We start from the raw sequence: 12,768 nt of genomic DNA, 5'->3' as shown, positions 1-12,768 counted from the left end.
GGCATTCTATGAACCGGCCGACGTGGACAGCGCCGCGCGTGCCGAACGCCCGGCGCCCCGGTTCCCGCCCCACCTTGCCTGCACGATGCCCAGCAGCGCGAGAACCGGCAGCGCCAGTTCCAGAACCTCCTCGAAGCTGAGCACCAGGTAGCGGTACAGGCCCGTGGACCTGCCGCTCAACGCGTCCTGGTCCGCAAGCACCGCGGGTAACTGGTCGAGAACGATCGCGGTTCCGATCACTGCGGCAAAGGTCAGCAGGGTGGTGGCTTCCGGCCGCCATTGCCACCATGCGCGCAACGCGTCGCGCGCAGACCAGGCGCGCCTTGCAAGCCATGCGCCGGCGACGGCAATGGGCGCGAAGACCAGGCTGCCGTGGTGCCCCAGGTGCCCATCCGCTTCGCGCGCGGCGAAGGCAACAAGCACGATGCAGAGGGCCGTCTTGTCCAGCCGCGACAGCGACGCCACCCGCACCGCCGCCAGGCATGCCGCCGCGGCAAGGTACAGCAGAACCGTGCTCTTCTCGACCGGTCCGCTTTCCTCCAGGACCGCCGGCCCGATCGACCCGGGCGTGTTCAACCCGATCCATGCCGCGGCAAAGCCGAACACCAGCACCAGCGAAGGCCCCGCGGTGCCGGCTGCCAATGCGCGCAGCGGCCACGCGAGCGCGGCAGTGGGTGTGCGGGCAAACTTGCGCCCCACGGCATGAAGTGCAACCAGCGCACCGGCGATGCACGCGCCCAGCAGCGCACCTGCCGCAATGTCGAACGGAAAATGGATGCCCGCATAAATGCGCGACCAAGCCGTGACCGAGGCCACGGCAAGAACGAGCAGCCCCACGTCACGCAGCCCGCGCTGCAGCAGCAGCATGAAAGCCATGGTGAACATCACCGACGCGTGAGTGCTGGGCAGGCCCGCCCGCGCGCCGTGCGGCACATGGGCGGGGCTCAGTCCCACCATGAAGGGGCGCGGCATACCGATGGACGCCGCGATCTCGTGCGAGATCAGCGAAGCCGCGCCGCCGGCGGCCAGTACCGCCAGCACGCAGATGCACTGCGCGGGGCGGCGCCATGCCACCCAGGCAAGAATGGCCGCGCATACCCACGACGAGCCCCGCGCAATCGCCGATGCGAACCACAGCAACGTGGGGGAGGGAGAGAAGCCGGCGGCGAGTGTGTCGAAGAGCGCGAGGTTGAGTGAATTCATCCAGCGTTTTCACAATCCTGGCCGTCCAATTTAGCATCCGCGGCCTTGCCGCGACGAATGCCCGCTCACAGCGGACCGACATTCGCCTTGGCGCTTGAGTCAGTCCGGCGCTGCGCAAGGCGTTGCCCGCGCAAGGTGGCTGATGTGGTCGAAGTCGAGGCTTTCCAGTGCCTGGCGCACCGCCTTCACCAGCGCGTGGTGGCGCGGGTCCGCCGCAAGCCGGTCGGCCCATTCGTGCAGGTCGGTCCAACGGCCGTCGCGGGCCAGGGCTTCAAGCTCCTTTCGCGCGTCCATGGGGAGTGGTGCGATCTCGGGCACCGGCCGCACCTGCCGCCGCGGTGCTTCGGCCTGCGGGCGCGGCTCGGCCGGCATTTCGCCGGCGTTGGGAAGAGGGGCCTCGTCCTCCGAGGCGGCATCGACCACGACTGAAAAACGCAGCCGCGTGCCCAGGTGGCGGCGGCTGTCGAGTTGCAGCTCGCCGCCCATGCGCTGAACGATGCGCCGCGCAATCGCCAGCCCGAGGCCGCTTCCGGCCGCGGCGGGGTCCGCCTGCGTGAACGCGCGAAACACGCGCCGCTGGTCCTTGCTGTCGATGCCGATGCCGCTGTCCCACACCTCCAGGCTCAACCGCCATTGCTGCTCGGCGGGATGTGCCTGCACCCGCAGGCCCATCTGCCCGTTGTGCGTGAACTTGGCGGCGTTGGAAAGCAGGTTCAGCAGCAACTGCTGAAAGCGCTTGCTGTCCAGGCGCACGGCCGGCGGGAGCGTGCCCCGCACTTCGAGCATGAAGCGGTTGTTCCGGCGCTGCGCCAGTGCCGATGCGTACTGCGCGATGTCTTCGATCAGCGCGGGCAGCCGGATCGGTTTCGGGTCGAGCGCCAGCGGCAGCAACTCGCCCTTGGCGTATTCGAGCAGGTCGTCGACCAGCGCAAGCTGGTAGTTGGCGCTGCGTTCGATGGCCTGCAGCTGCGGCGGCGACGCCGCAAGTTCGCCCTGCAGCATGCGCGCATGGCCCACGATGGTGGCCAGCGGTGCGCGCAGGTCATGGCTGATGTAGGCCATGAGCCGCGTCTGCTCGCGCGCGCGCTGTTCGGCTTGCTCCAGCGCGGCATTGAGCGCGCGCGTCTTGCGGGCCACTTCGTTGTGCAGCCGCTGTTGCTCGTGCGCCTGCCACTGAACCAGCTTGCGCTGTGCGGCGTGCTGCTGGTGCGAGAGGTGGTGCGTCCATGCCGCCAGCACCACCAGCCCGACCAGCAAGCCGGGAAAGCCCAGCGCATAGGCGTCGAAGCCCGGAATCGTGTGCTCCGGCATGGAGAGTTCGGCCAGCCGCAGGCACACGCCCATGGTGACGACCACCATCACCGGAAAAGCCAGCCGCCCGCCTGGCCCGGCGCGGCGCATGTAGACGAAGCTGCTGATCGTGAGGGCCAGCACCAGGGCCAATGCGCTCACGATGCCGGCCTGCGCGAAAAGCGGATAGCTGCCCAGCAGGGTTCCGAGCGTCACCAGCGCCTGCGCCGCCGTGAGCCCGACCAGCATGTACAGGCCAGGTCGGCGCACCGGGCCGCCGCGCGAGAGCGTATGCAGGTACAGCACCATGTTCAGCACGCAGCATCCGGCAATGAAGCCCGCTGCGCGGTAGCTCCATTCGGTGCCGTCGGGCCAGAGAAGCAGCCGCGCATAGCCGCGGTAAGTGGCTTCGTAGAGCGCGACCAAGGCGAACCCGAGGCTTTGCGAGGCCATCGCCCCTTTGCGCGAGATGCCCCACACCGCCAGCGAATACACCGCAAGCACCAGCAGGCCGCCGATCAGCAGGCCATCGATCAATGCGTGGCTGCTCTCGTACTCGCGCCAGGTGTCGGGGCTGTGCAGCACGGGCGCCAGCTTGACGCTGCTGTGGCTTTGCACGCGCACCAGCACGTTCGCGTATTCGCCCGGCTGCAATTTCAAGGCGAGCGTGGGCACACGGTCGGCCTTGCGACGACGGTTATCGGGCATGGAGACGCCGGCCGCCTCATGCAGCCATGCTCTCGGGGGTGCCTTGCCGAGCTGTCCTTGCTGCACATGAAAGTCGACGTACTGGAGCCACGTGGTGTTCAGCACCAGGCGCAGCGGGCGCACCGCGTTGCTGTCGTTCGCAATCGAAAGCTGCAGCCAGAACACGGAATTCGAAAAGCCCGGGCGCATGCGCGCCTTGGTGCCCGGCACGAAGCCGCTCGTCGAGTTGCCGCTTTGCGCCTGCATGGCCTCCACGGCTTCGAGCGAGAGTTCCGCCTTACGGTCTTCGAGGATCTCGACCTTGTCGTCCAGCGCAATGGGCGGTTGCGCAGCATCGCGCAGATGCAGCGTGGCGGCCTGCGCAGGGTGCATCCACAAGCAGATGAAAAAAGCCGCGCACAACAGCAGAACGTTGCGCACCGCAGTCACGGCCGCCTCAGGCCTCGGAGACAGGCAGGGGCAGCGGCAGGGGCGACGGCGCCGCCTTGGCTCCAAGCGTGCTGCGAAAGCCGCTCGGCGTCGTCTGGAAACGCTCGCGGAACGCAGTCGAAAAATTGGCGGCGCTCGAGAACCCGACCGCAAGGCCCACTTCCTCGACGCTCAGCGCCGATTCCGCGAGCAGCCGGCGCGCCTCGGAGAGCCGGGCCTCGCGCACGAACTCGAACACCGTGCGGCCGGTCAGTTCGCGAAACACGCGCGAGAGGCGCTTTTCATGCGTGCCCACGCGTGCGGCCAGTTCCGGCAGCGGGGGCACGTTCGCCAGGTCCGACGTCACGATGCGTTGGGCCGCCAATGCGATGACCCGGTCGGGACCGGCTTCCCTTGGCGCATCGGGCGATGTTTCTTCGCCTGAGGCGGCCGCGTGCGCGTGCTTGCTGCTGGCCAGCACCAGGTGCACCGAAACGCGCGCCAGCACTTCGGCGGGCTCGTAGGGCTTGAGGATGTAGTCGACCGCGCCTTCGTGCAGGCCCGTCAGTCTTTCCGAAACCGAGCAGCAGGACGTCACGAAGATCACCGGGATGTGCGCCGTGGCGTGGTCGGCCTTCAGCAGCCGGCACGCGGCAAAGCCGTCAGCGCCGCCCATGCGCACGTCCAGCAGGATCAGGTCGGGCTGCAGGGCCGTTGCCCGCCTGTAGCCCTGCATGGCGTCGAAAGCCATGCTGATGCGATGCCCCTCACCCCGCAAGGCAGCCAGCAGAAGCTGCAGCTCGTCGATGTTGTCGTCCACCAGCAGGATGTGCGCACGCCGCGGTGGAATGGAGGACCAGTAAGACATTCGTCTAGCGTAGGGCGACCTCCGGGAAAACGCGTGTGACGGAATTCACGTTCCTTTGCAATCGTAAACAAATGTCAGTTCGGGGAAACATTTCGTCCGGAGCGGCAAAAGCCTGCTAGGGCCCTCCCTCGAAGAATCGCGCTCTTTCCTGGACACCTGCGCCGCATTCCGCGGCGCCAGAACGCACGGTGCCAGGGCCATCAGAGCCATTACGAGGGACGGGATGCCCAACACCCCAACGATCTTGTCGGGCGCGAAAGCGCCGAGCGATTTCTTCAAACTTGCGCGGAAGGCAGTGCGTGGTCGCATGGCACGGATGCCGGCGCTCATCGCCGTTCCGCTCGCAAGCTTGCTGCTTGCCACAGCGGCCCATGCAATACCGCAGGTTTCCAGCCTGGTGCATGTGCCCAACATCGTTCCGGCCGGCGGCACGGTGACCAGCACGGTGACCATCGCCGAGACCGACAGCCTGCCGATCGGCGCGCCGGGTACCTCGTTCACCTACACCGTTCCGGCCAACAGCATCTACATGGGTACGGGTGCGGTGCCGGTGGGTAGCTGCAGCTCGACCGTCAATGTGGGCGAGGCCGGGCCCGGCACGGTCACCTGCTCGGGCATCACGCTCGCGGCCAACCAGACCCGCGATTTCGAACTGCGGCTGCGCACAGTCTCGCAAGGCACGTTGAGCGTCACCGCAACTCCGGCGGGCGGCGGCGCAAGCGAAACCAAGACCATCACCGTGAACCAGGGCGCCGACGTGGCCGTGGTCATCACGGCGCCTGCCACCGCCTCCAGCGGCGCGACGGTGCCGATTGCCTTCACGCTCACCAACAACGGGCCGGATGCGAGCTCGGGCTCGACGCTGACCTACAACATTCCAACGGGCCTGTCGGTCTCGGGCAGCGGCCTGCCTTCGGGCTGCTCGATTGCCGGCAGCCAGCTGACCTGCAACGTCGGTGTCCTTTCGCTCAACGGCAGCCGCACGATCACCGTCAACGGCGTGGTCACCGGGGCCGCGGGTTCCACCATCACGCACCAGCCGGCGATTGCGCCTGCAGGCTCGATCGGCGACGGCGTGCCCGCCAACAACAACGCCACCGCCAACACCACGGTCACCGCGGGCACCGTGCTCTCGATGACCAAGACCCACAACGGCGGCCAGCTGCTTGTGGGCCAGCGCTTCAACTTCACGTTGACGCCGCGCTACAGCGGCAGCGCGCCCACGGGCGTGACTGTGACCGATACGTTGCCGGCCAACTTCCAGATCAATGTCCCGGTGACCGCGGGACCGGGATGGGCCTGCTCGGTGTCCGGCCAGACGGTGAGCTGCGCGCGCACCGACATCGGCGGCGCGGGCGGTGCCAACCAGTCGCTCGGCAACATCGTCGTTCCCGTCACTGCCGTGACCGCCGGCACCGGCGTGGTCAACGAAGCGACCGTGAACGCCGCCGGTCCGGTGCCGACATCGGCCACCGGCAGCGTGCCCGCCGACGTGGCGACTTCCGCCACCGACTTCCGCGCCGACAAGCGCCGCGGCTGGCCGCAGAACAACGTGCCGATCAACCAGCCCTTCGACTACCAGGTGGGCGCCACCAACCTGGGCGGCACGCGCCTCCTGGCGGGCAGCACCGTCAACCTGGTCGACGACCTGCCGGCCGGCGTGCGCATCAACAGCTTCAATTCGGGGAGCTATACCTGCACGATCACCAAGGGCGGTTCCACCGTTACGACTCCCGTCGACGGGCCTGCCACGGTGAACTGCACGCGCACGCTGGCTTCCGACATTCCCGTGGACACCTCGAGCGGCGGCAGTGCGCGCAATGCCGGCTTCGTGACCGTGAACGTCACGATCCCCGCGGTGCCGGCGGGCAATGCCCCCATCGTCAACAGCATGTGCGTGAACGTGGCGCTGCCCGCGAGCGCGCCCACTGCGGGCGCAGACCCCGACGCCAACACCGGCAACGACTGCGTGAACCTGGGCACCGGCGTGGACGACAGCGCCAACTATGCCGATGTCAAGGTCTTGAAGCGCGTGGTGGGCATCGGCAACAGCGCGGGCAACCGCCAGACCGCGGGCCAGGCGATCACCTGGGAGATCGAGGTGGTCAACAGCGGTCCCTCGGTGGCGCAGAACGTTGCGGTCAGCGACCGCTTCCTGCAGGTGGTGGGCACGCCCGCGGTGTCGCAGACCGCCAATGCCGCGACCTTTGCCGGCGCCTGCACGCTGCCCCCACCTTCGGGCGGCGCGGGCGACACATCGCTCGCCAACTGCAACATCACCCAGCTGCCGGTGTGCCGTGCGAGCACGGACCCCGTGACAGCGGTGCCGCTGTGCCCGGTGATCAGCGTGCAGGCCCGGCACTTCGGCGACGGCGCTTCGGCTGCCGACAACAGCTTCCAGATCGCCAACAAGGCGAGCGCCATCGCAGCCATGCCGGCCGACCCCGTGCTCGACGACGCGGGCGTGACCAACAGCGGCTCCGCCACCGGCTTCTTCAATGCCGTGGCCGACGTGACGGTGACCAAGACCGCAAGCCCGGGCTCGGTTCCCGTCGGGCAGGTGCTCACCTACACCCTTACCGCGCGCAACCGGTCCGTGCAGGAGGACAGCTTCAGCCGCGCCTACAACGTGCAGGTGACCGACACGCTGCCCTCGGGCTTGATGTTCATCAGGGCCATCGCCTCGAACGGCGGCAGCTGCACGCCCCCGCCCAATCCCACGCAGCCGACCGGCCCTGGCAACAACCAGCTCGTGTGCACCTGGAGTTCGCTCGTGCGCAACGAGCAGCAGACGGTCACGGTGGAGGTGCGCCCGCTCTATGCGATCAACGGCACCACCATTACCAACAACGTCGCCGTCAGCACCACCACGCCGGAAGGCAACGCCGCCAACAACCAGGCAGCGGCAGGTGCCAGCGTGGTTGCGCCTGTGTACGACCTGGTGGTGACCAAACGCGACGACGTCGACCCGGTGAACGTGGGCGACGACGTCACCTACACGATCACGGTCTCGAACAACAGCGCATCGACGGCCGAGGGCGTGCGGCTCATCGACAACCTGCCCACCGCGGGAACCAACGGTGAACCGGCGCCCACGTTCGTGTCGGCCAGCGCGCCGGCCGGAGTCGGCGTCACGACACCCGCGGTCGGTTCGTCCGGCGGACAGATCGTGTTCACGATCCCGGCGATTGGCGGAACCGGCACAGGGGCCACGGGCGAGCCGAACACGCTGCAACTCCAGGTGGTCCTGCGCGGCGTTTCGCGCGGCACCTTCCAGAACCGCGCGGCGGTCGACTTCGTGGATGCCTCGCGCAACGCCTTCGACACCAGCCAGGGCAACAACACCGTCGCCGAGAACACCACGTTCCGCTTCAAGGCCGACGTGCAGGTGGCCTCCAAGACGGCCGTCTCCACCGGCACCGCAACGCCGCTCACCACAGTGGCAATCGGCCAGGGCTTCGACTGGCTCGTGCAGCTGCGCAACAACGGCCCCGACAGCGCGGAGACCACGAGCTTCACCGACACGCTGCCCGCGGGCCTCGTGCTGACGGGCACGCCGGTGTTCACCGTGACCGGCGGCAGCTTCACGCCCGCCGCGCCCACCTGCACCGGCGCGGCCGGCGGCAACAGCGTGAGCTGCGCCATCACCTCGATGCCGGCCAACGGCACGGCCACCGTGCGCATTCCGGTGCGCACCACCACGGGCACCACGCCGGCCAACGGCACGCAGTTCACCAACCGCGCGCACCTGGTCACCACCGGCTCGGGCGACACCGACGGCGGCTCCGATCCGAACGCGGGCAACAACTTCAACCAGGGCAGCATCACCGTGCAGAGCAGCGCGCTGAGCGGCCGCGTGTATGAAGACCTGGACGGCGACGGCCAGATCGACACCGGCGAGCCTGGCATTGGCGGCGTCACGATGCGCCTGACCGGCACCGACAGCCTGGGCAACGCCGTCTCGCTGACCACCACCACGGCCACCGACGGCCGCTGGAGCTTCACCGTGCCCGCGGGCACCTACAGCGTGGCCGAGGACCAGCCCGCCGCCTACCAGCCGGGCATCACCCGCGCAGGCGGCGTGACCGGCGCGGGCAGCACCGCCGGCACCGTGCCGGCGGGCACCTCGAACGGGCCGAACGGCTCCAACGCCAACCGCATCGACACCATCGTGCTCGGCACGGGCGGCACTTCGACCAACAACAACTTCGGCGAAGTGCGCCCCGCGAGCCTTGCCGGCCGCGTGTACCGCGATGCCGACTACAACAATGCCGCGAGCGCGGGCGACCCCGGCATCGCGGGCGTGACAGTCACGCTCACCGGCACCGACATGTTCGGCAATGCCGTGTCCACCACGGCCACCACGGCCAGCGGCACAGGCAGCTACGCATTCAACAATCTCACGCCCGGTAGCTACACCGTAACCGAGACGCAGCCCGCCGCCTTCGCGGATGGCAGCGATGCGGCCGGCACGGCCGGCGGCACCGCGGGCAACGACGTGGTGAGCGCCATCGCGTTGCGCTCGAACGTGAACGGCACCGGCTACGACTTCGGCGAACTGCTCACCCGCATTCCGGTGCGCGTGTTCGTCGACGGCAACAACGACGGCGTGCCGCAGGCGGGCGACACCGGCATTCCCAACGTGGAGTTGCGTCTCACGGGTACCGATGCCGCGGGCAACCCGGTCAACATCGTCGCCGTGCCCTCGGGCCCGGACGGCGGCTACGAGTTCCGCAATGTGCCGCCCTCGGCGCCCGGCGGCTACACCATCACCGAAACACAGCCCACCAACTACGCACCGGGCAAGGCCAACGCGAACGGCCAACCGGGCGCGGCGCAGGGTGGCGGCAACAGCATCACGGGCGTGACCGTCGCCGGTACCAACCCGCCGCTCACGCAGGGCGAGTACTACTTCGGCGAGCTGCTGCCCGCGGGCATCTCGGGCCGCGTGTACTACGACCGCGACGGCAGCGGCGCGCAGGGTGCGCCGGCCACCGAGCCCGGAATCGCGGGCGTGGCCATCACGCTCACGGGCACGGACGTCAACGGCCAGCCGGTGACACGCACCACCACCACCGACGCCAGCGGCGACTACAACTTCGCGAACCTCGCCCCCGGCACCTACACGGTGACGGAGACGCGGCCCGCGGGCTACGAACCCGGCATCACGCGCGCCGGCAATGTGAGCGGCGCCGGCAGCACGCCTGGCTCCGTGCCCACGGCCGGCAACGGCGTGCTGAACGGGCCCAACGGCTCCAATGCCAACGTCATCCAGAACATCGTGCTCGCCGCGGCGGGTGCGGGTTCGGCCGCCAACAACTTCTCGGCCGTGCGCCCGGCCAGCGTGTCTGGCTACGTGTATGCCGACGTCGCACCGTCGAACGGCACCCGCGACACCGCGGAGCCCGGCATTGCGGGCACCACGGTGCGCGTGACCGGTACCGACTTCCTCGGCAACCCGGTCACGCACACCGTGCAGGCCGCCGCCGATGGCCGCTATCTGGTCGACAAGCTGCTGCCCGGCACCTACCAGATCGACGAGACGCAACCCGACGGTGTGGCCGATGGTCCCGAGTCGCTCGGCACCGTGGGTGGCGCACCGCGCGGCACATTGAACCCCGGCAGCGTCAACGACCGCTTCGGCGCCCTGGTGCTCGCATCGGAAGACGCAGGCATCGACTACAACTTCGGCGAGCGCGGCGGGCAGATCGCGGGCTGGGTCTACGTCGACAGCAACAACGACGGCATTCGCCAGGCGGGCGAGCCGGGTATTCCGGGCGTCAGCCTCACGCTCACCGGCCGCTCGGCCAGCGGGCTGGCGGTGAACGCCACCGTGGTGACCGATGCGAACGGCCGCTATGTCTTCACCGGCCTGCTGCCGGCGGATGCCACCGGCTACACCGTGCGCGAGACGCAGCCCGTCACATATGCGGACGGCCTGGACGCGGTCGGCACGCTCGATGGCACGGCCGTCGGCAAGCCCGGCAACGACGTGCTCTCCGGCATCATGTACCGCGGCGGCAATGGCGACGACTACAACTTCGGCGAGCGCGGCGCATCCATTGCGGGCACCGTCTACAACGACGCGAACCGCAACGGAACGCGCGAACCGCAAGACCTTCCGATTGCCGGCGTGACCGTCACGCTCACCGGCACCGACGCAGCGGGCAATCCCGTCACGCGCACCGCCGTGACCGGCCCCGATGGCCGCTACGAACTCGCGGGCCTGCCGTTGCCCGGCAGCGGCGGCTACACCGTCACCGAGACGCAGCCCAGCGGCTACGACGAGGGCATTGCCATTCCCGGCACGCTCGGCGGCTCCACGCAGGGCACCAACCAGATCCGCGTGAACTTCACCACGCTGGCGGCCAACGGCACGGGCTACGACTTCAACGAGCACAACAACCTGCCTGCTTCGCTGACCGGCACCGTGTGGTTCGACCAGAACCACAACCGCGGCCGCGAGAGCGGCGAAGGCCAAGGCGAAGGCTGGACCGTGGAGCTGATGCGCTGTGCCGATGGCGGCAACGCCTGCCCGGAAACCGCGGCCACCGTGCTCTACACCGTGACCACGGGCGCGGACGGCAGCTACCGTTTCGGCGACCTCACGCCGGGCGAATACCGCGTGCGCTTCCGCTCGCCGGACGGCCGCGTTGTCGGCGGCGTGTGGCCCACCGATGCGGCGCAGAACGGCGCGGGCGGCCCGTACCCCACGCCGGCCGCGAGCGATCCGCGCTTCTCGATCAAGGTGCGCGTGAACGCCGGCGCCAACGTGCAGCGGCAAGACCTGCCGTACGACCCGGGTGGCGTGGTGTACGACAGCGTGAGCGGCACGCCCGTGCCCGGCGCCGTGGTGCGCCTGGTCGGCCCGCCGGGCTTCGATCCGGCACAGCATCTGCTCGACGGCCGCGACACCTACACCACCGGCCCCAACGGCTACTACGACTTCTTCGTGCTGCCGGGCGCACCGGCGGGCGAGTACCGCCTGGCGGTCACACCGCCGGGCAGCTACCTGCCGTCGTCCATCTACCCGCCGGCGGCGGGCGGACTCGGCACGCAGTCGTGCTCCGCACCGGCGAACGGACCCGCACCCGCGCAGAGCAACCCCTGCGTGGTGAGCCCGGGCGCGGGGCTGGTGCCCGGCGCCGGCTACTACCTGGCATTCCAGATGCCAGGCGGCGGCGGCCAGCACGTGGTGGCCAACAACATTCCGCTCGACCCGTCGGACGCCACGCTCATCGAGCTGCGCAAGACCAGCTCGAAGCTGACGGTGAAGAAGGGCGAGCTGCTGCCCTACCGCATCACGGCGCGCAACACCCGCGGCAACCCCGTGCCGGGCGTGGCGGTGGTCGACACGCTGCCGCCGGGCTTCCGCTACGTGCAGGGCTCGCTCACCGTGCGCACCATGCCGGGCGGCGTGGCGCTGCCGGTGGTGCCGCAGATCAACGGCCGCCAGGTCGTGGTGCCCGGCCAGAACTTCGCGCCCAACGAGACCAAGGAATACCTGATGGTCGCGGGCGTGGGGGTCGGCGTGGGCGAGGGCGAGTTCGTCAATCAGGTCATCGCCACGCAGGGCGTGGGCGGCCGCGTGCTGTCGAACCTGGCCACCGCCACCGTGCGCGTGGTGCCCGACGCGCTCTTCGACTGCACCGACGTGATCGGCAAGGTCTACGACGACAAGAACGCCAACGGCTACCAGGACGAAGGCGAGCCCGGCCTCGCCAACGTGCGCATTGCCACCGTAAACGGCGTGCTGGTGACCACCGACGCTGAGGGCCGCTACCACATTGCCTGCGCCGCCATTCCGAAGGAAGGCACCGGCAGCAACCTGGTGCTCAAGCTCGACGACCGCACGCTGCCTTCTGGCTACCGCACCACCAGCGAGAACCCGGCCGCCGAGCGGGCCACGCGCGGCAAGGTGCTGAAGGTGAACTTCGGCGCCACGGTGCACCGCGTGGTCCGCCTCGCGCTGCAAGGCGCTGCATTCGAAGACGGCAACGCCGCGCTGCGCGCCGGCTTCGTGCCCGAACTCGACCGCACGGTGAACGTGCTGGCCGAGAAGGCCTCGGTGCTGCGCCTGGCCTACAAGGCCGCGCCCGGCGAAGCCGAATCGCTCGGCCGCCAGCGCACCGATGCGGTGAAGGCCGCTGTGCTCTCGCGCTGGAAGCAACTGGGCGAACAGCGCGAAAGCCGCAAGGAGCCGCCGCTCTTCAACCTGGACATCGAAGTCGAGCTGGTGCCCGCCGCCACGCCCGCGGTGAAGCCATGACGCGAGAACGAGTGAACGCCAT

At 69.1% G+C, this 12,768-nt stretch carries 4 protein-coding genes; 1 reads left to right on the top strand and 3 read right to left on the bottom strand.

Features of this window, described 5'->3' with window-relative positions:
* Nucleotides 1-6: 6 nt before the first annotated feature.
* The 3 genes from M0765_RS01635 to M0765_RS01625 form a co-directional block, all read right to left on the bottom strand.
* Nucleotides 7-1,203 (bottom strand): phosphatase PAP2 family protein, encoded by a 1,197-nt coding sequence (locus tag M0765_RS01635; protein ID WP_258501628.1) that lies wholly within the window; start codon nt 1,201-1,203, stop codon nt 7-9.
* 99 nt (nt 1,204-1,302) lie between these two features.
* Nucleotides 1,303-3,573, bottom strand: a complete 2,271-nt coding sequence (locus tag M0765_RS01630; RefSeq protein WP_258501626.1) for a sensor histidine kinase — start codon at nt 3,571-3,573, stop codon at nt 1,303-1,305.
* A 64-nt stretch (nt 3,574-3,637) separates the two neighbouring features.
* A complete protein-coding gene (locus M0765_RS01625; protein WP_258501625.1) occupies nt 3,638-4,477 on the bottom strand; it encodes a response regulator transcription factor in 840 nt (279 codons plus the stop codon).
* Between the two features lie 307 nt (nt 4,478-4,784).
* On the opposite strand from M0765_RS01625, the gene M0765_RS01620 reads away from it, so the two are divergent.
* Entirely contained in the window at nt 4,785-12,746 is a 7,962-nt protein-coding gene (locus M0765_RS01620; RefSeq protein WP_258501624.1) for an SdrD B-like domain-containing protein, read from the top strand.
* The last annotated feature ends 22 nt before the right edge of the window (nt 12,747-12,768 follow it).

The organism is Variovorax sp. S12S4, from assembly GCF_023195515.1.
Classification (GTDB): Bacteria; Pseudomonadota; Gammaproteobacteria; order Burkholderiales; family Burkholderiaceae_C; genus Variovorax.
The sequence above is the reverse complement of the archived record's forward strand: the minus strand, read 5'-3'. Positions and strand labels throughout refer to the sequence as shown.